Source organism: Nocardia grenadensis NBRC 108939, assembly GCF_001613445.1.
GTDB lineage: Bacteria > Actinomycetota > Actinomycetes > Mycobacteriales > Mycobacteriaceae > Nocardia > Nocardia grenadensis.
Map to the genome: position 1 here is coordinate 201,520 of NZ_BDCJ01000018.1, position 22,691 is coordinate 224,210.

Below are 22,691 nucleotides of genomic sequence, written 5' to 3' on the forward strand. Positions count from 1 at the left end.
CGATGGCCGGCGCTCCGGAGAGCACTGACACCGCATCCGGCACACCGTGGCGTAATCCGCTGCGGGACAGCCGGGACAAACGGATTCCGCGGATCGCGGGCCCGTGCAGCATGGTGATCTTCGGGGTCACCGGTGACTTGTCCCGGCGCAAACTCATGCCGGCCATCTACGATCTGGCGAACCGGGGGCTGCTGCCCCCGGGTTTCGCATTGGTCGGATTCGCCCGCCGGGAGATGTCGGACCCGGATTTCGGCGAGATCGTGCACGACGCCGTCCGCGAACACGCGCGCACCCCGTTCCGCCAGGAGGTCTGGGATCATCTGGCCGAGGGTTTCCGGTTCGTGCAGGGCACCTTCGAGGACGATGCCGCGTTCGGCCGCCTCGCCGATACTCTCGCCCGCCTCGACGACGAGCGCGGCACCGGCGGTAACCATGCCTTCTACCTGTCGATTCCGCCGAACGCCTTCCCGGTGGTGCTGGACCAGCTGCACCGCCACCGGCTGACCAGTTCGGCGGCCGCGCTCGGCCGCGCGCCGTGGCGGCGGGTCGTGATCGAGAAGCCGTTCGGGCACGATCTCAAAAGCGCGCACGAATTGAACGCCCTGGTGAACCGGGTGTTCCCCGAGGAGACGGTCTTCCGGATCGACCACTATCTCGGCAAGGAGACGGTGCAGAACATCCTGGCGCTGCGTTTCGCCAACCAGCTGTTCGATCCGATCTGGAATGCCAACTACGTCGATCACGTCCAGATCACCATGGCCGAGGACATCGGGCTGGGCGGCCGGGCCGGGTACTACGACGGTATCGGCGCCGCCCGCGATGTGATCCAGAACCACCTGCTGCAGTTGCTCGCGCTCACCGCCATGGAGGAGCCGATCAGCTTCGAACCCCGTCAGCTGCAGAACGAGAAGATCAAGGTACTCTCCGCCACCAAACTTGTGGAACCGCTCGACGAGACCACCGCCCGCGGCCAGTACGCGGCCGGCTGGCAGGGCGGCCAGGAAGTGGTGGGCCTGCTAGACGAGGAGGGTTTCGATCCGCAATCGCGCACCGAGACCTACGCGGCGCTGACCCTCGAGGTCGATACCCGGCGCTGGGCGGGCGTGCCGTTCTACCTGCGCACCGGGAAACGCCTCGGCCGCCGGGTCACCGAGATCGCGGTGGTGTTCAAACGTGCCCCACATCTGCCCTTCGACCAGACGATGACCGAGGAGCTCGGCGAGAACGCGCTCGTCATCCGGGTGCAGCCGGATGAGGGCATCACCATGCGGTTCGGGTCGAAGGTGCCTGGATCGTCGATGGAAGTGCGCGATGTGAACATGGACTTCAGCTACGGCGAGGCGTTCACCGAATCGTCTCCGGAGGCCTACGAGCGGTTGATCCTGGATGTGCTGCTCGGCGAGCCATCCCTGTTCCCGGTCAACGCGGAGGTCGAATTGTCCTGGCGCATCCTGGACCCGGTCCTGGCCCACTGGGCCGCCGACGGGAAACCCGAACAGTACGAAGCCGGGACCTGGGGCCCGGATTCCGCCGACGCCATGCTGGCCCGCACCGGCCGGGAATGGCGGCGGCCGTGATCATCGATATCCCCGACACCACGACCGGCACGGTCACCAAGCGTCTGGTGCAGCTGCGCGAGAGCAACGGCGTGATCACCATGGGCCGGGTGCTGACCCTGGTGGTGTGCACCCTGGACAGTTCCGAAGCCGAGGAGGCCATCGACGCCGCCAACGACGCCAGCCGCGAACACCCCTGCCGGGTGGTGGTTCTGGCGCGCGGTGACCGGTCGGCCCCGACCCGGCTGGACGCGCAGATCCGCGTCGGCGGGGACGCGGGCGCCGCCGAGGTGATCGTGCTCCGGCTGCAGGGGCAGCTGGTGAACCACGAGAGCAGTGTGGTGATCCCGTTCCTGCTGCCCGATACCCCGGTGGTGGCGTGGTGGCCGCGGGGCGCCCCGGAGTTCCCGTCCCGGGATTCGGTGGGCCGGTTGGCGACCCGGCGGATCACCGACGCCACCTTCGCACCCGACCCGCAGGCGACCATCAAGAAACGGCGCGGCTCCTACGCGCCCGGTGATTCCGATCTGGCGTGGAGCCGGATCACCTACTGGCGGGCGCTGCTGGTCGCGGCGATGGACGAACCCCCGTTCGAACCCGTCCATTCGGTGTCCGTTTCGGGGCTGCGCGACGAGCCCGCCCTGGACATGCTGGCGGGTTGGCTGTCCCGGCGACTGGGTTGCCCCGTGTACCGGCAGACCGGGGAGCTGCGGGTGGAGTTGCGCCGGAAGTCGGTGTCCATCGCCATCGAGCGCCCGCAGACCGGTGTCACCGCCACCCTGACCCGCACCGGTGACCCGGTGCAGCGGATCGCGCTGGCGCGCCGTGAGACCCGCGACTGCCTGGCCGAGGAACTGCGCCGGCTGGACGCGGATGAGATCTATGCCGAGTCCCTGGCCGGAATCGAAGGAGTTACCTATGACCACTAGCTCCGCGGCCGCCGTCGAAGTCCATGCCGACGGTGACGCCCTGACCACCGCCGCCGCCCGGCTGTTCGTCGAGGTCCTGGCCGCCGCCCAGGCCGAACGCGGCTCGGCGTCGGTGGTGGTGACCGGCGGTGGCACGGGTATCACCCTGTTGGAGAAGGTCCGCAACGATCCGGGCGAGCTCGACTGGTCGAAACTCGACGTGTTCTGGGGCGACGAACGTTTCGTACCCGCCGGGGATCCGGAGCGCAACGAACTCCAGGCGCACCGGGCCCTGCTGGACCACGTCCCGGTGGACCCGGCCCGGATCCACACCGTGGCAACCTCCGACGGTGAATACCCTGACCCGGTCGAGGCGGCCGCCGAATACGCCACCGCCGTACGCGCCCATCTCGCCACCCACGGCGCGTTCGACCTGCACCTACTGGGGATGGGCCCGGACGGGCATATCAATTCGCTGTTCCCCGGGCACGCCGACGCGATCGGCGAGGAACACGAATACGCCGTCGCGGTCACCGATTCCCCCAAACCACCGCCGGTGCGGGTCACGCTGACCTACCCGGCGATCCGCCGTTCCCGTCATGTGGTCCTGGTGGTCTCCGGCTCCGGGAAGGCCGAGCCCGTCGCGGCGGCGGTCAACGGAGCCGACCCGCTCGAGATCCCGGCGGCGGGGGCGCACGGTACGGAGTCGACCACCTGGCTGCTGGACGAGGACGCCGCCGCCGGACTGCGCTGACGGCGGCTCGCCGGTCGCGTGCCGTGGTCGGCGCACGCAATCCGACTTCGCGACCATGAGCAGCCGCGGCTGCCCGGCCGGTTCGGGGCCGGCCGGCGCAGCCCGATTCTGGCCGGGCATTCCGGGGTCGCGCCGAATCGCCGATCAGCCGGCCGGCACGGCTCCCTGTCGGGGCAGGCCCAGCGATTTCACGAGGTTCAGCATTTCGGCATGGTGCAGGGCAGCGGGGTCCCGCGCCACACCGGATCGATATCCGCGCGGGCGCCGGCGAAGAGCATGTGCACCAGGTGGGCGGCGGGAACGGAATCGCCTGCCGGCGGGCCACCCGGGACAGACGGTCAGCGGCGCACCGGAGCCGGCGCGACACGATGCGGCCCGGTACACCACCCGGTCACCCGCTCCGCCCCCTAGTCTGGTGAGGTGAGGACCCGGTGAGCATCCAGGACCCCGACCAGCGGTTCCGCGCGGAGATCGCGGCGCTGCGCGGCCCCACGCCGACCTTCTCCGACCAGTTCCTGCCACCGGGGTTCACCGGACCGGATTTCGTGGAGTTGTTCGAGGCGCAGGTGCTGAGCCGGCAGGCCGATCTCACCGCGCGGCGGCTGGCTGCGAGCGGGCGGGGCTTCTACAGCATCGGTTCGGCGGGGCATGAGGGCAATGTCGCGCTGGCGGCGGCGAGCCGGGTCACCGATCCGGTTCTGCCGCACTATCGCTCGGGTGCCTTTTTCGTCCATCGCGCCCGCCGGGCCGGGGTGGCGGATCCGGTGCGCGATATCCTGCTGGGAGTGGTGGCCGCCGCGGCCGATCCCATCTCCGGGGGACGGCACAAGGTGTTCGGCAGCGCGGTGGCGAATATCGTCCCGCAGACCTCCACCATCGCCTCGCACTTGCCGCGCGCGGTCGGGCTCGCGTTCGCCCTCGAGCGCGCCGAGCGCCTCGGAGTGGCCTGTCCGTGGCCGTCGGACGCGGTGGTGCTCTGCGGTTTCGGGGATGCCTCGGCCAATCATTCGACCGCGGCGGGCGCGATCAACGCCGCGGTCCATACCGCGCATCTGGGCGTTCCCGTCCCGGTGCTGTTCGTCTGCGAGGACAACGGGATCGGAATCAGTGTGCCCACTCCGCCCGATTGGATCGAGCACGCCTACGGGCACCGGCCGGGTCTGCGCTGGTTCGAGGCCGACGGCTGCGACCTGCCCGACGCTTTGCGCGCCGCCGTGGCGGCGGTGGACTGGGTCCGTACCCACCGGCGTCCGGCTTTTCTGCATCTGCGCACGGTGCGGCTCTTCGGACATGCCGGATCCGATGTGGAGAGCGGCTACCGGGATCCCGCCGCGATCGATAGCGACCTGGCGCGCGATCCGGTCGCCGCCACCGCGCGGTTGCTGATCGAGGCCGGTATCCGCACACCGCGGGAAGTACTCGGCCGATACGACCGGCTGGCCCATCAGGTCGCCGCCACCGCGGCGGAAGTGTGCCGGGAACCGGAACTCACCACGACCGGCGCGGTACTCGCACCGCTGGCGCCGGCCCACCCGGAGCGAGTGCGTGACGAGGTCCGGCGCCGGCCCGGTGAAGGGCAGGGAGTCGCGGAGAGCTTTCCCGCGACCCGGCGGCCCGCGGAGGTGCCCGGCACCGCGGCCCGGTCCGGAGAAGAGGCCGGGCCGGAAGGCGGTGTCCGGCCCGCCGACAGAGCGAGCTCCGGAGGCGGCGTGGCGGGCGGCCCGGATTCCGGCTCGGAGACGCTGGCACAGGCGATCAACCGCACCCTCGCCGGCCTGCTCGCCCGGGACCCCGAAATCCTGGTCTTCGGCGAGGACGTCGCTCGTAAAGGCGGCGTCTACGGTGTGACAAAAGGACTACGCAAGCGCTTCGGACCGCGGCGGGTGTTCGATACCTTGCTCGACGAGCAGAGCATTCTCGGGACGGCACTCGGCGCCGGCCTCGCGGGTTTCCTGCCGATTCCGGAAATCCAGTACCTGGCCTACGTACACAATGCGCTGGACCAGGTACGCGGCGAGGCGGCGACCCTGTCCTTCTTCTCGGCCGGCCGCTACCGCAACCCGATGGTGGTGCGTATCGCCGGCTACGCCTACCAGCGCGGATTCGGCGGCCACTTCCACAATGACAACTCCGTTGCCGCGCTGCGTGATATACCCGGCGTGATCGTGGCATCACCGTCGCGACCCGACGATGCGGCGGCGCTGCTGCGCACCTGCGTCGCCGCCGCCCGCGTGGACGGCCGGGTGTGCGTGTTCCTGGAGCCCATCGCCCTCTATCATACCCGCGACCTGTACGAACCCGACGACGGCCGGTGGGCGGCGGCCACTGCGGAAACCGGCCATGTGCCGATCGGCCGGGCCCGTATCTACGGCGACGGAACGGATCTGACGATCGTCGCCTTCGCCAATTCGGTACCGATGAGTCTGCGGGTGGCCCGCCGTCTCGCGCAGCGCGGTGCCGGTGCCCGGGTCCTCGACCTGCGCTGGCTCGCCCCGCTCCCGCACTCCGATCTGATCCGACATGCCGAGGCCACCGGACGGGTCCTGGTCGCCGATGAGACCCGGCGCAGTGGCGGTGTTTCCGAATCCGTGTACGCGGCACTGGTGGACGCTGGATTCACCGGCGCACTGGCCCGGGTCACCAGCGCGGACAGTTTCGTCCCACTGGGTCCTGCCGCCGCGACCGTGCTGCTGAGCGAAGCCGAAATCGAAGCGGCCGCCGACCGGCTGCTCGCTTCCGACCCCGGCCGACCCGTGGCCGCGCGATCGATCAGCGACCGATACCGGGATTGATCGCCGCGAGATAGGTGTCGTCCGGCGGCCCGATCGCGAACATCCCGGATTGACCGGACCGGTCGTGACGCCCAGCCCCGCGGCGGAGTTCTGTCACCCCGGAACTCGCCGCGGGGCCGCGTCGATCCGCCGGACGCCCGAGTTGCCCGATCCGCATATCCGTCATGCGTCGCAGACCGTCGCGCTCGGGAAGTGCCCGTGCGACCGTGGCGTCGGGGACTTCGATCGTGAGGAGCGCTGATGAGAGTAGCGGGCCGGGTCTCTGTCACGGCCGCGTCGGTTTGCCTGCCCACGGCGGTCCGGACCGTCGCAACGGCGACCGCCTCCGGCGCGTTGTCCGCTGCGCAGGCTGCGGTGAGCGAGCCGGACCGGGGTGTTCGTGGGGGACGGTCGATCTGCCGAGTGGCTCACGGTCGAGGCGGCACGCGATGCGTTGTCGAAAGCGTCCATCACCGTAGCCGATCTCGATCTGGTGTTGTCCGCGTACGCATTCGGCGGCTGTCTACCGACCTGACACGACCGATTCGGTTCTTTCCACACCACCGCAGCCCGATTCGGGCGGATTCCGCTGTGCCCGCCCGCTTTTTCGAGCACCATCTGTTCGTGTGATGATCAGACGAGTTCATGGAATTGCCCTGCTGTCCCTGGCTGCCGCGACATTCGCATCCCTCACCGCCGCGCCGGCGGTCGCGGACGCACCCTTCACCGCACCGCAGGTCACCTTCGCGGGTACCGCACCGGGAACGGTGATCGCGACCCTGCACAACCCGAACGACCGGGGTCAGTGCTGGGCGGAGGCGGGCGTCGGCCCGGAGAACAACCACGTCTTCTTCGGGGAGGCGAAACCGGAATCGCTGGCCGGCCCCGGCCAGACCGTCGAAACCTCGCTGACAGGCCTCGAATCGGGGACCACGATCACTGCCCGCGGCGGATGCGCCGATACCGGTCCCGCGGGCGGGTACGAGCTGGGCGAATTCGTCACGGTCGTCGTCCCCTAGCCGGGTACGGCCCGGGCCATCCGGGCCGTCTGCGCGAAATGGGCGCCGAGCACCGCGCCGGCCTCGTCGGAGCCGACACACAATGCCGTGGCCGATGCCGAACGCCGGCCACCCCTACCGATGCCGTGCCGATCTCCGGCGCGAGAGGGGCCGCGGAGGCAGCGCAGAAGACCGGAGTCCGGCCGCGGCGCACGATGATCGACCGCCCCGAGGCCGGCGCTCGCCGTGGCGTCGGCACGGGCCTCGAGGGCCGCCGCAGTGTACTGTTCTCAGGGCCGCCCTGCCCCCGGTGCCGGCGCGGGGAAGGCCACCACCCGGCCAGTGGGTCCGGGCGTCTCCGCGCCGTACTCCTGGCCGACCACAAAGAGCCGGGGACGATCGGGGTCACGGTCCAGCACGCAGGCGAATGCTCCGCGGTCGAACTCCACGGTGTCCAGGATCGCGCCGCCTTCGGCCACTCGGACGCAATGCCGGTTACCCACATCCGCGTACCAGACCGCACCCTCGGTATCGAGGCAGATACCGTCGGGGTGGTCGCCGGGCGTGGCTGCCCAGACCCGGCGGCCGGCAAGGTCACCCGTGGATGTGATGTCGTAGGCGGTGAGTCGCTCGGCGTAGGATTCGGCGACGATCAGGGTGGCGCCGTCGGCGGTGACCGCCATCCCGTTCGGGAACGCGAGATCGTCGGCGACCCGGCGCACGGTACCGTCCGGAGTCACCAGCACGACGAATCCGGGTGCGAAATCCCCACCGGGGAATTCGAATCCGATGCTGTTGACGTAGGTGTTGCCCCGCTCATCGACGATGATATCGTTCCACGGTATGTCCGCTTCCCCGCCGAGGTCGGCATGGGTTACCAGAGTGCCGCCGGGTTCGCGGCGCAACAGGCGCCGGCGGCCCGAATCGACGATCAGCAGCCGCCCGTCCGGCAGGAAGTCGATACACATCGGGAACGAGGGCACAGCGGCGATGACCTCCCCCCGGCCCGAGCCGTCCACCGCGATCACCTGGTTCGCGCCCCAGTCGGAGAACCACAGCCGGCCCGCGTGCCAGCGCGGCGATTCACCGAACACGACTCCCTCGAGCACTATCTCTGGTGTCTCCACGTGATCTTCCCTTCGTTCGGGGGTGGTGATAAGGACCCGGCGAACGCCCGGAATTCATCGCTCGGCGCGGCTGTGATGCGCGGCGGCGGGTTTGCGATCAGCCGATTCCGTACGCGGCGAGCATGTCGAGCAGGGCGCGTGGGCGCTGCTCGGTAGGTAGTGGATCGACGAGTTCGACCAGGCAGCCGATATCGGCGGCGGCACCATCGGCCTCGGCACTGTCCCCGACCATCAAGGTCTCGCCCGGCGGTACACCGATGCGTTCGCAGGCGCGTGCGAACAGCCGCGGATCGGGTTTCACGGCGCCTTCGCGATACGAGAGCACGAACTCGCGCACGTAGTCGGCGGTTCCGGCACGTTCGAAGGCCGGCCGGATATCCCAGGCGATATTGCTGAGGACCGCCACCGGCAACTCGAGAGCCGCCACCGCCTTCAACGCGGCCGCCGTATCCGGGTACGGGGTCCACGCGTCGGCCGATATCAGCTGGTCGTAGGGGTGGTCCGGGTTACCGACCCCGGACCCCGCCAGCACGGCCGTATACAGTTCGCGGTGCAGCGGCGGGTCGAGATCGCGGCGGTTCCAGTCGTCGTACAGACGTTCGGGCAGCCCCTCGGGTCGTCCGGTCGGCGCGGTCATCCGGCGCATGATCTCGGCTCGGCGGACACCGGTGAGCAGTGCACCGCGGTGATCGATCAAGCCGTCGAGTACCGGTTCGAACCGGAAGAGTGTGCCGGAGAAGTCGAAGAGTACGCCGCGGATGGTCATGCGGGTCAGATTACGGATGACCGCGAGCGGCCGGACGCGGGCCGCAGTCGCGACAGGGTTCCCGGGGTCAGCCGCTGCGCGAGTGTCTCCAATGCCGTGACCACTCCGATGACCTCCTCGGGGTCGTCGGTGCCGAGCGCCGCCGCGAGCGCGGTATCGATCGTGGTCGCTCGGACCGTATCGACCCGGTCCGAGGCGTCGGGCGCCTGGCGGATCAGGACGCGACGCCGGTCGGCCGGATCCGGCTCGCTCACGATCGCGCCCGCCTCCCGCAGCCGCGCGACGCATCCGGAGACCTGGCTCTGCGGCAGACCCGTGCGCGTGGCGATCTCCCCCACCGCGCTACCGGGATGCTCGACGATATCGCTGGCCACGATCAGCACCGACCGCACACTCGTCGAGTACCGCGGCAGCCCCTCGGTCGGCATCGCCTCCTCGCCGATCTTCATCAGCGTGCGCCCGAGCAGGAAGAGTTCGACTCCGTTCACTCGGGGCACGCTACCCCAAACGCATCACCAAATACATCTTTCTTGATGTATCTAAAAAGATGGATTACGGTTCTCGGCATGCGCAACTTCCGAACCGGCCGCCTCCCCGTCCCCGGCGCGACCCTGTACTACGAGATCCGCGGGACCGGCCCGCTGCTCCTGCTGCTACAGGGCGGGGACGGCAATACCGCCCGCGCCGCCGACCTGGCCGGACGACTCGCCACCGACTACACCGTGGTTGTCCCCGACCGCCGCGGACTGTCCGGCAGCGCGCTCGACGATCCCGCCGTGCCGGTCACGGTGGCCACCCACGCCGACGACATCCACCGGCTGCTGGCCGCACTCACCGACGAGCCGGCTCGGATATTCGGCTCCAGCTACGGCGCGCTCATCGCGCTCACCCTGGCCGGCGATCATCCGGAACAGGTCCACACCCTCATCGCCCACGACCCCGCCACGATGGGCCTGCTACCGGCCGCGGCCCGCGAGCGTGCCGAACGCGACCTCGCCGCCCTCGACGAGGTCCACCGTCGCGACGGCGCACTGCCCGCGCTCCGGAAACTCGCCGAACTGGTCCACGCCGATTCCTCCGATCGGGAGCCCGGCGTCGCACCACCGGCACCGCGTGACCCCGGAGACCTGCGCGATCTGGACTTCTTCCTGTCCCGGGATCTGCCGGAGATCCGCTCGTCGGCCCTCGACGCCGCGCATATCGCCGCACTCGCCGCGACCCCGGTCCATATCGTGCCGGCCGCCGGGCGCGGCTCCCGGGAGATCTGGAACTACGACTGCACCCGGGCCCTGGCCACCCTGCTGGACAGCACGGTCACCGAATTCCCCGGCGGCCACAGCCTTTCCACCCATCCCGCCGCTTTCACGGCCCGGCTGCGCGAAGTGCTGCGCGATGCCGAACGCACACCGACGGCGGCAGGCCCGCACAACGGCTGACCGGCACTCACCGGCACGGTGCGGTTCCGGCCGAACCGGCACATTCGGCTCGACACCACCTCGCCGACGACCGAGAAGCCCTCACCCGGCGGTGAGCTCGGCGAGGGCGCCCAGCAGGAAACTGTTCACGGTCTCCGTCGCCTCCAACTGCACCAGATGCCCGGCGCCCGGGACCCGCTGCACGGCACGCAGATCCGGCAGCAGGGCGCGCATCGTTTCGAGGGGATCGCGACCGCTGAAGCCTTCCATATCGGGATCGTTCTCACCGTAGACGAAGTACACCGGAACCGTGGGTACCGCCGCGGCGTAGCCGGCCGTCAGTTCCCAATTGCGGTCGATGGCCCGGTACCAGTTCAGTCCACCGGTGAACCCGGTGCGTTCGAAATCGCCGGCCAGGATGTCGAATTCGTCCTCCGACAGCCACGACCAGGGCAGTTCGGGCGCCACGGGCAGAGCATCGATATAGCGGGTACCCGGCGGGTTCTTCCACACATCGAGATAGTGGAAATCCCCGCTCAGCGCGAAGTAGACCCGGGAAAGGAATTCGCGTGGCCGGTCGGCCAGATGCGCGTCGGCCACGCCGGGTTCCTGGAAGTACTGCAGGTGCAGGAAATGCCGCTCGGCCATCTTCCCCCAGTAGTAACCGGGCGGTTTCGGGGCGCGCGGGGCGAAGGGGTTGTTCAGGATCACCAGTCCGCGTACCCGTTCCGGCGCGCGCAGCGCGAGCTCCCACAGCAGGGCCGCGCCGAAATCGACGCCCACGAAAACCGCCTGGTCGGCGTCGATATCGTCGAGCAACGCGAGCAGGTCGCCGACCACGGCCTCGTTGGTGTAATCGTCGATCGACTGCGGCGCACCGGTCCGGCCCGCGCCGCGTAGGTCGGGGGCCAGGGCCCGGTATCCGGCGGCGCCGGCCGCGGCGAGCTGGCGATGCCAGACGTACCAGGTGTGCGGGAATCCGTGGCAGAAGATCACCGGGTGGCCCCGGCCCTGGTCGGCTACATGCATTCGCACGCCGCCGGTGTCGACGAAACGGTGTGTCGGCCCCACCGAACCTCCCGAATGCTAGAACGCGTTACAGTTTCACGGTAACGTCCCGGGACTGTGAGCGGAACACCACACCCCCTGCAGAACCGGATCGCGGTGGTCACCGGTGCCAGCCGTGGGATCGGTAAAGGCATCGCCCTGGAACTGGGCGCCGCCGGCGCGACCGTCTACGTGACCGGGCGCTCGGACCGGCCGGGCAAACTCCCGGGCACCGTGGGCGAAACGGCCGCGCGGATCGACGAACTCGGCGGCACCGGCGTACCGGTGGTGTGCGATCACCGCGACGACAACGCGACCGCCGCCCTCTTCGAGCGGATCGGCAACGATCACGACCGGCTCGACATCCTGGTGAACAATGTCTACAACTCCCCCGCCGCCGCCCGCTGGCTCGGCCGAAAATTCTGGGAGGTACCGCCCGCGGCGTGGGACGAAACCTTCGAGGTGGGTGTCCGCTCGCACTACGCGGCCGCCGTCTACGCCGCGCCGCTGCTGCTGAAGGGCGACGGCTTGATCGTCAATGTCTCCTCGCCGGGTTCGCAGCGGTATATGCACAACGCGGTGTACGGGGTCGCCAAAACCGCCCTCGACCGGATGACCGCCGATTTCGCGCGCGATCTCGCCGGTACCCGGGTGACCGCGGTCTCGATCTGGCCGGGCATCGTCGATACCGAACTACTCCAGATGGTGCCCGCCGACGCGGACGGCAACCGGGTGGTAACACTGCCCGGAGAGGGCAGTGTCGACCTGAACCAGGCGGAGAGCCCACGGTTCGCGGGCCGTGCGGTGGTGGCCCTCGCCACCGACCCCGAACGCGGGAAACGGTCCGGGCAGGCCTGGAAGGTCGCCGATCTGGCCGGCGACTACGGGTTCACCGATGTGGACGGGAGAGTCCCGCGTCACGACTGACCGGCAGGTCAGGCGAATTTGATCTCCAGCCCGATCCCCAGGATCGCGATGAACCAGATCATGCCGGTGAAGATGGTGATGCGGTTGAGGTTCTTCTCGGCGACGGTCGACCCGGACAGACTCGACTGCATCCCACCACCGAACAGGCTGGACAGACCTCCGCCCTTGGCCCGGTGCAGCAGCACCAGCAGCACCAGCAGCAGGCTGGTGACGATCAGGAGGATATCCAGGAACATCCGCATGCCGGACAGTCTAGAGGGTGCGCCGCGGCGAATCCCATTCGCCGTCCGAGCACGGCAGCAGCGACAGCTGGGCGGGAAAGCGCACGGGCGAAGAACTCGGTGGCGCCCGAGCAGCGCACGCCGGGGCGGGCGGTGGTGCACACCGAGCGCACGGCCGGGGCGAACGCGGAGGTACGCCTATGGTCGCGGTTCCACCGATACCAGGTGAGTAAGCCTCTCGTCGTGCGCGAATTCCGATACCGCCCGCTCACGCATCAGGTCCTGGGCCGTCAGCCGCACCTTGTGCTGCTGCATGTGCTCGGACCAGGAGCGCACCACGAACGCCTCCACATAGCGGTCCGTACTGCCCACATCGCGATAGATCCGCCATTCCATCGCGCCCGTGCGCTGCCGTGACCGCCCCACGAAGCTCATGGCCGCCAGGAATTCCGGCACCTTGTCCGCCGGCACGTCGTAGTCCTTGAGCACCAGTACCGGACCGTCGTCGGGGTCCGGTTCCACCACCAGCTGTGGTTCCGGCCAGTACGCGTGCGGCGTCAGATCGAAACCGGGTACGAACTGCCGCAGCGGCAGCCAGATCGTGCTGAGCGCGCACCCGCCGAGTAGTACTGCCGCCGCCAGCAGCGCGGTGACCGCACCGTAGGCCCCGGCGACCAGGCCCCACACCACCGAGCCGATCGCCTGCCCGGCCATGAACACCAGCAGGTACACCGACAGTCCCCGGGCCCGGACCCAGCCGGGCAGCAGCAACTGCATGGTCGCGTTCATGGTGGACAGGGTCAGCAGCCAGGACGCGCCCGCGAAGACGAGCAGGAGCAGCACCAGCGCCTCCACCCGCAGCAGCGCGGTACCGCAGCAGGCGATCCCGAACACCACCGCGGCGACCGCGACCTGCTGGGTCGGGGTCAGCAGGGCCCGCACCCGGGCCAGACCCAGCGCGCCGAGGACCGCGCCCACGCCGAGCGCGCCCAGCATGAGGCCGTAGCCGGAGGAACCGAGACCGAGCTGGTTGCGCGCGATCACCGGTAGCAGTGACCACAGCGCGCTGGCGGGCGCGACGAACAGGGCGGTGCGCAGCAGGACGCGCCGAATCGCGGGCGCGGATTTGATGAAGCGCGTGCCCGCTTGCAGGGCCGCCAGCGGTCGTTCGCTGGGCAGGTCCTTGGTGGTCACCCGCGGCCGGCGCCAGAACAGCAGTGCCGCGACGATCGCGGCGAACGATACGGCGTTGAGCGCGAACACCAGGGCCGGACCCGACAGGGCGACCAGGACACCGGCGATGGCCGGTCCCACGGCCCGGCCGATGTTCATGTTCATACTGCCGAGCGCGGCGGCCGAGGGGATCTGGTCCCGCGGCACCAGTTCGGGCTGAATCGCCTGCCAGGCGGGGCCCACCACCGCCTGGCCGCAGCCGAGCAGGAACAGCAGGGTGAGCAGGACCGAGGGCGTGGTGTGCCCGGCGGCGGTGGACACCGCCAGCGTGATCGCCAGGACCGCCATGGTGGATTGCGCGCCCAGCAGCAGGCGGCGGCGATCCAGCAGATCGGCCAGTACCCCGGACGGGATGGCCAGGATCATCACCGGCAGCGTCGTCGCGGTCTGCACGAAGGAGACCAGCGCGGCGGCATTGGGTTCGTCGACCAGTACCCACTGCGCCCCGACCATCTGCATCCAGGTGCCGAGATTGGACACCAGCTGCGCGATCCACAGCGCCCGATAGACCCGCGACCGCAATGGCGCCCAAGTGGAAACTGGTTTCGCTGCGGCGGTAGTCACTCGGGTCAGCATAGCGTCGCGCTCTGACCGGCCCGCCGGACGAAGGGACCCGCACCCGCGTCCCGGCACAGCACGCTCCCGGCCCGCGCCGGAACCCGGGCCCCGCGCGACCGTGTTCCGGCGCCGCGCGGGCTCATGCGGTGAGCCGGTCGTCCTCGCTGATGAGCCAGGTGGCGATCACACTCACCACCGCGGTCGACACCAGATAACCGCAGGCCAGCCATGGTGTGGAACCGCCCGCCGCGATCAGCGCCGTGACGATCATCGGAGTCAGGCCCGAGGCGTATATCCCGGAGAACTGGTAGACGAAGGACAGCCCGGTGTACCGCACCTGGGCCGGGTACAGCCCCGCGTACAAGGTGCCCTGGGCACCGTAGAACAGTGCGTGCGCCACACCGAACACCACGATGATCGCGACGGTGAAGATGACGATATTACCGATCTCGAAAAGCGCGAACACCGGATACACCAGCACCCCGTAGGCGGCGATACCGGCGATGTAGACCCGGCGCGGCCCGAAGCGGTCGGCGAGCAGACCGGACACCGGGATGAGCGTCGCCATCACCACCGCGGCGGCGGTGACCGCCACCAGCACCGGCACCTGCTCGAAGCCGAGATGCCCGGTCGCGAACGTGATCGCGAAAACACCCCAGGTATTGAACGCCGCGCCCTCACCCCAGCGCGACAGCAATCCGAGCACGGTGTTGCGCCGGGAGCGGACATTGCGGAAGAGCTCGACCACAGGCACTTTCGAGATCCGGTTGAGCCGGTCGACCTCCCGGAAAGCGGGTGTCTCGTCGATTTTCAGACGCACCACCAGTCCGATCAGCACCAGCACCAGGCTGGCGCCGAACGCGATCCGCCAGCCGTAGCCCAGGAACGCCGTTTCGCTCAGCGTGGTCCGCAGCACCGCGAACACACCGGTCCCCAGGGCGAGTCCGAGTGCCAGCCCGACCTGCGGATAGCTGCCGAACAGGCCGACTTTCCGGCGCGGGCTGTGCTCGACGGCGAGCAGCACCGCGCCGGCCCACTCACCGCCCAGCGCGAAACCCTGCAGCATCCGCAGCAGCAGGAGCAGGATCGGGGCCGCCACGCCGATCGCGGCGGCGGTGGGCAGTACCCCCATCAGTGCGGTGGACCCGCCCATGATCGCCATGGTCAGGGCCAGGGTCTTCTTTCGTCCGATCCGATCGCCGATATGGCCGAATACGAGTCCGCCGACCGGCCGCATCACGAAACCGACGGCGAAGGTCGCGAACGACAGCATGGTTCCGACGAAGGCACTGTTGTTCGGGAAGAAGAGTTTGTCGAAGACGAGACCCGCCGCGGTGGCGTAGAGGAAGAAGTCGTACCACTCGACGGTGGTGCCGATCAGGCTCGCCACCACCGCCTTCCTGGTGTCCGCGGCTCCGAGCTCCACCACGGGCGGCGCGGCGCGATCGTCCGGGCGGGCGCCGGCCGGCCCCGTTTCCAGTAAGGACATCGTGTTCCCTTCGCTCCCGCGTCGATCGCCGAGCGAGGATACGAAGACAACGGCACAGGTAGGAACCGTTGGAATCAGCAAGATTCGAGCACCGGGCGAGTTTCGGCGCCCGGGACCCGGCCGCGCGCCGGGTAGCATCGCAGTCATGCCGGGACCAGCGCTCCGAATCGGTGCCGCCCTGTCACTGCTGCTGCTCGCCGCGACAGCGTGCTCGCACAACGAGCCGGCGCCGACCCCACCCGAACCCACACCCATGGGCCACACCTATATCTCCACCGAGGTCACCGGCACACCCATTCCCGGCGGCGGCCCGCTCACCCTCACCTTCGCCGACGACCGGATCTCGGCGGCGGCCGGATGCAACACCCACAGCGGTGCGGTGGATCTCCGCGACCACGTCCTGCACGTCTCCGAACTCGCGAGCACGCTCGTCGGCTGCCCGGGCGACCGGGCCGGCTCCGACGCCTGGGTCGGGGACCTGCTGCGCGCGGACCCCAGCTGGCAGCTCGACCGGGATCGGCTGACGCTGACCGGGAAGGGCACCACCGTCGTCCTCACCGACAAGAAGGTGCTGCAACCGGACCGCCCGATCCGCGGCACCGAATGGGTGGTGACCAGCCTGCTCACCCCCGACGCACAGATCAGCTCACAGATCGTCGATCAGATCCGGCCGGCACTCACCATCGCCGCCGACGATTCGCTCACCGGGTTCGCCGGCTGCAACCGGATGACCGGCCGGGCGGTGATGGTCGCAACACCGGCCGGAGCCGATATAACGTTCACGGCGGCCACCACCCGGATGATGTGCGGTTCGGAGATCATGGAAGTCGAACAGGCCGTTCTGACCGCACTGGACGGGACGGTACAGGCCACAGTGGATGCGGATACCCTCACACTGCGCAACCCCAACGGCCACGGGTTGATCCTGCGTACCCGATAGTGTGACGTTGCCGCCGACGGAGTCCGGCGGGGCTCGTCCGGGGCTCCGACGATATCCGTCATCCGTCGTCGCCGCCCGCCTCCTCCGGAGCGATACCCAGGTTTTCGACCGAGAGACGTATCGGCGCGGCCCCGGTCGGGTTCATCAGTACTTCGGCTCCGGACGGGACAACGTCCGCGAGCGCCTGCCCGTGGACCGGAAACCACAGGTCCACATCGACATCATTCTTCTGAAGTTCGGCCGTGACCACGACGACGCACGGGATCCCGTCCGGCGCCGCGCCCAGCAGCGGCCGGCCCGATCTGTCACAGCCGATCTCCACCACCGAGTCCCGGAGCATCCGGATGAGGTCCGCACCGAGCCGACCACCGACCGCGACCCGGCGCAGGACGGCGTCGAGGGGGTCGGTCGGTACCTCGGGTCCGCTCGGGCAGTAACGCGGATTGGGCCGAAACGGGCCGGCACTACCGTCCGCGCGTAACTCCCAGCCGCCCACCACGGCCTCCACCGGCGGCGCTCCGGCACTATCCTGGCCGCCCCAGCCGGGATCGATCAGAACGAACCAGTTGTCGTTGCGAACAGCTTCGGACGGTGGCTCAACCACGAGTATCCGTTCTCGAATCCTTCTGTTCGACCGTATTTTTCCATGCGGACGATGTTGCAGCCAACTGAACGAATGCTGTTTCGTATCACCGTGACTCGGGATCTCCCTCTCCGCGCCGGTCACCTGGATCCGCATACTCGACGGATGAAAGGGCTGGCGTCGGAGCCGATCTCCGGTTCCAGGTTGGCTGTGTCGATGCGCGAGGCGACCGAGCTCCTTGCACGAACGGCACGGAACGAAGGCCGGAACCTCCACGAGGTGTTGACCGCGTACAGCGGTACCGTCCGCAATTCCGCGGGGCAAGTTTCCAATGCCGACAGTGCGGGTGCGGACCTTGCGCAAGTCGTCGCGGGTACCGGCCCCCGGGGGCCGTGGCTCATCGGCTGGGACGGCAGCTACCGGCATTTCACCTTTGAATCCCGTCATGTCCGCAGCGTGCCGCTGCTGGATCATGAGGGAAGAATAATCGGAGTTTCCTTCCCGACTCATCACACAGGTGACAACGCGGATCGGAAGGCCTATCGGACGTGGTCGCGAATGCCGAACCGACTGAGCGATACCGAGATCGTTCCCGAAATCCGCATCGACCGGGCCGGGCGCCGGGAACCCAGATGGAAGGATCGGGGACCCGCCCAACTTGCGCCCTGGGCAGTGGACGCGCACGACGGGGTGCTTTACGTGCACGCCCACGCAGGCCGGCGCGGTTTCGAGATAGACTCCAATGTCGGCACCGACGACGACCCGGACTGGCGGACCCTCCTCGCACCGAGGCGTTTCTTCGGACATATCCTCGCGGCGAATCGGCATTTCCAGGTGGCTTCCAGGGCAGCACCACGCCGACCGCTGGTGATGCTGTGCTGCCACGCCGGAAACCCTGAGTACGGGCACGCGCTGCACGCCACGGAGGTCCTGCACAGTGAAGGCCTACGCCACGACGTCTACGCGACGGTCGCCCAGAACTGGATCGGGTGGGATAAAGAAAACGGAACCGCGGGAGTCATAGTGGAGGTGCCGGCGGGCATCTCTCCGAGCGACGCGGTGGTCGCCATCCGGGCGCCGGACGAGGCCGCACCGCCTGTCGGCACCGGCCAGGGGGCACCCCTGGCCGCAACCATTCCCCCGCCTGCGGAACGACGCGGCGGCGCGGATGCGCTCCCATCGACGGACAAATGATCGGGACGGAGAAGTGATTCGTCGCGCATCGCCACGTCGATGCGGCTCGATCAAGGGCAAGCCGCGGTCGTCGGCAGGGTGGTGGATTCACTGAGCGGTGGCCACCGTATGGCGGCTGGGCTGCCGCGCCTTTTCCGACCGGAGCGAGAGCAGTGTTCCCGCCACCGCGAACACGGCCACAACGGCTCCGGGGTCGCCGCGGCATTTCCAGGTAGTCGATGAAGTCGTCGCACCCACTCCTGACGTTTCCGCTGCGGCGTCGTGTACCGCCGTTACGCCGCCGACAACCGTCCGCGTGATCGGATGCGGCCCAGGCCCGCGGTAGCCCACGGTACGTGAACGACGAGGCCCGCCGGTGGAGAACCGGCGGGCCTCATCGGGTTATCGATCGGTCAGGGCAGCGGGCCGCCCGCCGCGATGGCGGACAGGGTGGCGAATTCGTCGCCCTTGAGCGACGCCCCACCTACCAGGGCCCCGTCGATATCGGTCTGCTTGGTCAGCTCGCCGACATTCTTGGCATTCACCGAACCGCCGTAGAGCACCCGGACGGTCTCGGCGATCTGCTCGCCGGCCAGCTGCACCAGTTCGCCGCGGATCGCACCGCAGACCTCCTGCGCGTCGGCGGGGGTCGCGACCTTGCCGGTACCGATCGCCCATACGGGTTCGTAGGCGATCACCACCTTCGCGATCTCCTCGGCCGACAGACCCTTCAGCGAACCCCGCAACTGTTCGAGGTTGTACTCGACATGGGTGCCCGCATCGCGCACGTTCAGGCCCTCACCGATGCAGACGATCGGCGTGATGCCGTGCTTCAGCGCCTGCTTGGCCTTCGCCAGCACCGTGGCGTCGTCCTCGTTGTGGTACTGACGGCGCTCGGAATGCCCGACCACCGCGAACGCGCAGCCGAGTTTCGCCAGCATCGCCGCGCCGATCTCGCCGGTGTAGGCGCCCGATTCGTGCACCGACACATCCTGCGCACCGTAGGTGATACGCAGTTTGTCGCCTTCGACCAGCGTCTGCACGCTACGGATATCGACGAACGGCGGAATCACCGTCACATCGACCTTGTCGAAGTACTTGTCGGGCAGCGCGAACGCGATCTTCTGCACCAGGGCGATGGCCTCGAGGTGATTGAGGTTCATCTTCCAGTTGCCCGCGATCAGCGGTTTCCGGGCCATCTACGCACCCTCCGCTTCCTCGAGCACGCTGATACCGGGCAGTGTCTTACCTTCCAGGTACTCCAGCGATGCCCCACCACCCGTCGAGATATGCGAGAAATCGCCCTCCGGGATACCCAGCGCCCGCACGGCCGCGGCGGAATCGCCGCCACCGACCACGGTGAACGCGCCCTTACCGGTGGCCGTGGCAATGGCCTCGGCGACCCCGCGGGTTCCGGCCGCGAACTTCTCGAACTCGAACACACCCATCGGGCCGTTCCAGAACACGGTGCGCGCCTCGGTGAGCAGCACCGCGAAACGCTGCACCGACTCGGGGCCGATATCCAGACCCAGCCAACCGTCCGGGATCTCGTGCGCCGACACCACCTTCGACTCCGCGTCGGCGGAGAAGGAGTCGGCGACGACGATATCGCGCGGCAGATGGATGACGTCGGCGTAGCGATCCAGCAGGCCCTTGCAGGTCTCGATCATCTCCTCCTGCAGGAGCGAGGAACCGACCGAAAGACCCTCGGCGGCGAGGAAGGTGAAGCACATACCGCCACCGATGACCAGCGTGTCGACCTTGGGCGCCAGCGCCTCGATCACCGCCAGCTTGTCCGACACCTTCGACCCGCCCAGCACCACCGCGTACGGGCGGTCGGTGGACTCGGTCAGCTTGGCCAGCACATCGGCTTCCGCCGCGACGAGCGTGCCCGCGTAGTGCGGCAGCATTTTCGCCACGTCGTACACCGAGGCCTGTTTGCGGTGCACCACACCGAAACCGTCGGAGACGAACGCGCCGTCGTCGCCTACCAGTTCCACCAGCGCGGCGGCCAGCTTCGCACGCTCGGCGTCGTCCTTGCTGGTCTCCCGCGGGTCGAAGCGGACGTTCTCCAGCAGCAGCACATCACCGTCGGTCAGGCCCTCGGACCGCGCCAGCGCGTCCTGGCCCACCACATCGCCGGCGAGCTGCACATTGCGACCCAGTTCGGCGGCGAGCCGGGTCGCCACCGGAGCCAGCGACAGCGCCGGGTCCGGGGCACCCTTCGGACGGCCGAGGTGCGCGGTGACGACCACCTTGGCGCCGGCTTCCACCAGCGCGCGAATGGTCGGAACCGACGCCACGATGCGGCCCGGATCGGTGATCTGCCCGTTGTCCAGCGGAACATTGAGGTCGGAGCGCACCAGCACCCCGCGCCCCTCGACGCCCTCGGCGAGGAGATCTTCCAGAGTTTTGACAGTCACGCCGTTCCTCAGAGGGATTTGCCGACGAGGCCGATGAGGTCGGCGAGACGGTTGGAGTAGCCCCACTCGTTGTCGTACCAAGAGTAGACCTTCACCTGGTCGTCGATCACCTTGGTGAGCGGCGCGTCGTAGATAGACGAGTGCGGGTCGGTGACGATATCGCTGGACACGATCGGGTCGACGCTGTACTTCAGGATGCCCTTCAGCGGACCCTCGGCGGCCGCCTTGAACGCCGCGTTGATCTCGTCGACAGTCGCCTTCTTGGCGAGATCGGCCGTCAGGTCGGTGATCGAGCCGGTGGGAATCGGCACCCGCAGCGAGTAACCGTCGAGCTTGCCGTTCAGTTCCGGCAGCACCAGGCCGATTGCCTTGGCCGCACCGGTGCTGGTCGGCACGATGTTCACCGCGGCCGCGCGGGCGCGACGCAGATCCTTGTGCGGGCCGTCCTGCAGGTTCTGGTCCTGCGTGTAGGCGTGGATGGTGGTCATCAAGCCCTTCACGATGCCGAACTCGTCGTTCAGCACTTTGGCCAGCGGGCCCAGGCAGTTGGTGGTGCAGGAGGCGTTGGAGATGATGTTCTGGCTGCCGTCGTACTTGTCGTCGTTGACACCCATCACAATGGTGATGTCCTCGCCCTTGGCCGGGGCGGAGATGATGACCTTTTTCGCGCCCGCGGCCAGATGCCCCTTGGCCTTGGTGGCGTCGGTGAAAATACCGGTGGACTCGACCACGACGTCTACGCCCAGGTCACCCCACGGCAGCGCCGCCGGGCCCTCCTTGATCGCCAGCGCCTTGATGCGCTGATCGCCCACCACGATGGTGTCCTCACCGTCGAGGGACACATCCTGGGGCAGCCGGCCCAGGATCGAGTCGTACTTCAGCAGCGTGGCGAGGGTCGCGTTGTCGGTGAGATCGTTGACCGCCACGATCTCGATATCGGTGGTGCCGAGCGCCTTCTGCGCCTCCACCGCCCGGAAGAAGTTACGTCCGATACGACCGAAGCCGTTGATACCTACCCGGACAGTCACGTTATCGCTCCTCAGCTGTCAAGCGGATCGTTCCGATGCCCTGTCAACCCTAATGCCTCGCGGTCGCCTCTCCGACAGGCACCTGGTGTTCGTGAGCACCGGGTATCCGCGCACCCGGCCGGATCTCTCCGGCAGTCCCGCCCGGCGTCCGGGAGGATGGTGGAGATGCCGAACGAACACGCTGCCACGACCCCGCACATCCGCCCCGCCACCGCCGCCGACACATCCCGCGCCGTCAGCACCCTCACCCGGGCCTTCGCCGACTATCCGTGGACCCGGCACACCCTCGCCGCCGATGACCACGAACGCCGCCTGGCCACCTTCCAGGAACTGTTCCTCACCCGGATCGGCCTCCCGCACGGCAGGGTGTGGGTGGCCGACGACGGTGACGCGGTAGCCGTCTGGACCACCCCGACCACCGACGCCGAGGCCGTATTCACCGAACTCGGTCCACGCTTCGCCGAACTGGCCGGCGATCGCGCCGCCGCCTACAGCGCCGCGGAGGCAGCCCTGGCACCGCATCGCCCGGCCGGCCCCGTCTGGTTCCTGGGTACCGTCGGCGTGGATCCCGTACGCCGTGGGCACGGGCTGGGCCGCGCGGTGATCGAACCGGGCCTGGCCGCGGCGGAACGCGACGGAGTCCCCGCTTTCCTGGAAACGTCCACGGAGGCCAATGTCCGTTTCTACGAACATCTCGGATTCCGGATCAGCGCCGAAGTGGAGATCCCGGACAACGGTCCCCGCACCTGGTGCATGCTGCGCTGAGACCGCCGG

At 68.7% G+C, this 22,691-nt stretch carries 21 protein-coding genes; 10 read left to right on the forward strand and 11 right to left on the reverse strand.

Annotated elements, in window-relative coordinates:
- Positions 1-2 precede the first annotated feature (2 nt).
- The 5 genes from zwf to NGR01S_RS19730 all read left to right on the forward strand — a co-directional run bounded on the left by zwf (position 3) and on the right by NGR01S_RS19730 (position 7,008).
- Positions 3-1,577, forward strand: a complete 1,575-nt coding sequence (gene zwf / locus NGR01S_RS19705) for a glucose-6-phosphate dehydrogenase (protein ID WP_063038883.1) — start codon at positions 3-5, stop codon at positions 1,575-1,577.
- Positions 1,574-2,485 (forward strand): glucose-6-phosphate dehydrogenase assembly protein OpcA, encoded by a 912-nt coding sequence (gene opcA / locus NGR01S_RS19710; protein ID WP_174551720.1) that lies wholly within the window; start codon positions 1,574-1,576, stop codon positions 2,483-2,485. Before zwf ends, opcA begins: the two co-directional genes overlap by 4 nt.
- Positions 2,475-3,218: a 6-phosphogluconolactonase gene (pgl, locus tag NGR01S_RS19715; RefSeq protein ID WP_063038887.1), complete on the forward strand. Its 744-nt coding sequence runs from the start codon at positions 2,475-2,477 to the stop codon at positions 3,216-3,218. Before opcA ends, pgl begins: the two co-directional genes overlap by 11 nt.
- A gap of 431 nt (positions 3,219-3,649) precedes the next feature.
- Positions 3,650-6,010 carry a thiamine pyrophosphate-dependent enzyme gene (locus NGR01S_RS19720; RefSeq protein ID WP_063038889.1) on the forward strand — a complete coding sequence of 787 codons (2,361 nt, stop codon included), beginning with the start codon at positions 3,650-3,652 and terminating at the stop codon, positions 6,008-6,010.
- Between the two features lie 608 nt (positions 6,011-6,618).
- A complete protein-coding gene (locus NGR01S_RS19730; RefSeq protein WP_063038893.1) occupies positions 6,619-7,008 on the forward strand; it encodes a hypothetical protein in 390 nt (129 codons plus the stop codon).
- 269 nt (positions 7,009-7,277) lie between these two features.
- On the opposite strand, the gene NGR01S_RS19735 is transcribed toward NGR01S_RS19730, so the two are convergent.
- The 3 genes from NGR01S_RS19735 to NGR01S_RS19745 all read right to left on the reverse strand — a co-directional run bounded on the left by NGR01S_RS19735 (position 7,278) and on the right by NGR01S_RS19745 (position 9,368).
- Positions 7,278-8,114, reverse strand: a complete 837-nt coding sequence (locus NGR01S_RS19735; RefSeq protein ID WP_063038895.1) for an SMP-30/gluconolactonase/LRE family protein — start codon at positions 8,112-8,114, stop codon at positions 7,278-7,280.
- A 97-nt stretch (positions 8,115-8,211) separates the two neighbouring features.
- The gene (locus tag NGR01S_RS19740) at positions 8,212-8,880 is read right to left on the reverse strand and encodes an HAD family hydrolase (RefSeq protein ID WP_063038896.1); all 669 of its coding nucleotides are present in this window, start codon (positions 8,878-8,880) and stop codon (positions 8,212-8,214) included.
- Positions 8,881-8,885: 5 nt separating this feature from the next.
- Positions 8,886-9,368: a MarR family winged helix-turn-helix transcriptional regulator gene (locus NGR01S_RS19745; protein ID WP_218020798.1), complete on the reverse strand. Its 483-nt coding sequence runs from the start codon at positions 9,366-9,368 to the stop codon at positions 8,886-8,888.
- A gap of 78 nt (positions 9,369-9,446) precedes the next feature.
- Between NGR01S_RS19745 and NGR01S_RS19750 the strand changes: the two genes are divergently transcribed.
- The gene (locus NGR01S_RS19750; RefSeq protein ID WP_063038898.1) at positions 9,447-10,316 is read left to right on the forward strand and encodes an alpha/beta fold hydrolase; all 870 of its coding nucleotides are present in this window, start codon (positions 9,447-9,449) and stop codon (positions 10,314-10,316) included.
- An 81-nt stretch (positions 10,317-10,397) separates the two neighbouring features.
- On the opposite strand, the gene NGR01S_RS19755 is transcribed toward NGR01S_RS19750, so the two are convergent.
- A complete protein-coding gene (locus tag NGR01S_RS19755; protein WP_063039008.1) occupies positions 10,398-11,324 on the reverse strand; it encodes an alpha/beta fold hydrolase in 927 nt (308 codons plus the stop codon).
- A 96-nt stretch (positions 11,325-11,420) separates the two neighbouring features.
- On the opposite strand from NGR01S_RS19755, the gene NGR01S_RS19760 reads away from it, so the two are divergent.
- Positions 11,421-12,269, forward strand: a complete 849-nt coding sequence (locus tag NGR01S_RS19760; protein ID WP_063038900.1) for an SDR family NAD(P)-dependent oxidoreductase — start codon at positions 11,421-11,423, stop codon at positions 12,267-12,269.
- Positions 12,270-12,277: 8 nt separating this feature from the next.
- On the opposite strand, the gene secG is transcribed toward NGR01S_RS19760, so the two are convergent.
- The 3 genes from secG to NGR01S_RS19775 all read right to left on the reverse strand — a co-directional run bounded on the left by secG (position 12,278) and on the right by NGR01S_RS19775 (position 15,770).
- Positions 12,278-12,511 carry a preprotein translocase subunit SecG gene (gene secG, locus NGR01S_RS19765; RefSeq protein ID WP_063038902.1) on the reverse strand — a complete coding sequence of 78 codons (234 nt, stop codon included), beginning with the start codon at positions 12,509-12,511 and terminating at the stop codon, positions 12,278-12,280.
- Positions 12,512-12,688: 177 nt separating this feature from the next.
- Positions 12,689-14,299, reverse strand: a complete 1,611-nt coding sequence (locus tag NGR01S_RS19770; protein WP_157107342.1) for an MFS transporter — start codon at positions 14,297-14,299, stop codon at positions 12,689-12,691.
- A gap of 121 nt (positions 14,300-14,420) precedes the next feature.
- On the reverse strand, positions 14,421-15,770 hold the full coding sequence (locus NGR01S_RS19775) for an MFS transporter (protein ID WP_084481434.1): 1,350 nt from the start codon (positions 15,768-15,770) through the stop codon (positions 14,421-14,423).
- A 145-nt stretch (positions 15,771-15,915) separates the two neighbouring features.
- On the opposite strand from NGR01S_RS19775, the gene NGR01S_RS19780 reads away from it, so the two are divergent.
- On the forward strand, positions 15,916-16,710 hold the full coding sequence (locus NGR01S_RS19780) for an META domain-containing protein (protein ID WP_063038904.1): 795 nt from the start codon (positions 15,916-15,918) through the stop codon (positions 16,708-16,710).
- 58 nt (positions 16,711-16,768) lie between these two features.
- On the opposite strand, the gene NGR01S_RS31595 is transcribed toward NGR01S_RS19780, so the two are convergent.
- On the reverse strand, positions 16,769-17,314 hold the full coding sequence (locus tag NGR01S_RS31595; protein ID WP_063038906.1) for a type VII secretion system-associated protein: 546 nt from the start codon (positions 17,312-17,314) through the stop codon (positions 16,769-16,771).
- A gap of 144 nt (positions 17,315-17,458) precedes the next feature.
- On the opposite strand from NGR01S_RS31595, the gene NGR01S_RS31600 reads away from it, so the two are divergent.
- The gene (locus NGR01S_RS31600; protein WP_169811936.1) at positions 17,459-18,487 is read left to right on the forward strand and encodes a hypothetical protein; all 1,029 of its coding nucleotides are present in this window, start codon (positions 17,459-17,461) and stop codon (positions 18,485-18,487) included.
- A 392-nt stretch (positions 18,488-18,879) separates the two neighbouring features.
- Here NGR01S_RS31600 and tpiA read toward each other — a convergent pair whose 3' ends face one another.
- The 3 genes from tpiA to gap are packed head-to-tail and all read right to left on the reverse strand — an operon-like array spanning position 18,880 to position 21,917.
- Positions 18,880-19,665: a triose-phosphate isomerase gene (tpiA, locus tag NGR01S_RS19795; RefSeq protein ID WP_063038910.1), complete on the reverse strand. Its 786-nt coding sequence runs from the start codon at positions 19,663-19,665 to the stop codon at positions 18,880-18,882.
- On the reverse strand, positions 19,666-20,889 hold the full coding sequence (locus NGR01S_RS19800) for a phosphoglycerate kinase (protein ID WP_063038912.1): 1,224 nt from the start codon (positions 20,887-20,889) through the stop codon (positions 19,666-19,668).
- An 8-nt stretch (positions 20,890-20,897) separates the two neighbouring features.
- Positions 20,898-21,917 (reverse strand): type I glyceraldehyde-3-phosphate dehydrogenase, encoded by a 1,020-nt coding sequence (gene gap / locus NGR01S_RS19805; RefSeq protein WP_063038914.1) that lies wholly within the window; start codon positions 21,915-21,917, stop codon positions 20,898-20,900.
- 165 nt (positions 21,918-22,082) lie between these two features.
- Here gap and NGR01S_RS19810 point away from each other — a divergent pair, with 165 nt between their 5' ends.
- Positions 22,083-22,682 carry a GNAT family N-acetyltransferase gene (locus NGR01S_RS19810; protein ID WP_063039014.1) on the forward strand — a complete coding sequence of 200 codons (600 nt, stop codon included), beginning with the start codon at positions 22,083-22,085 and terminating at the stop codon, positions 22,680-22,682.
- The last annotated feature ends 9 nt before the right edge of the window (positions 22,683-22,691 follow it).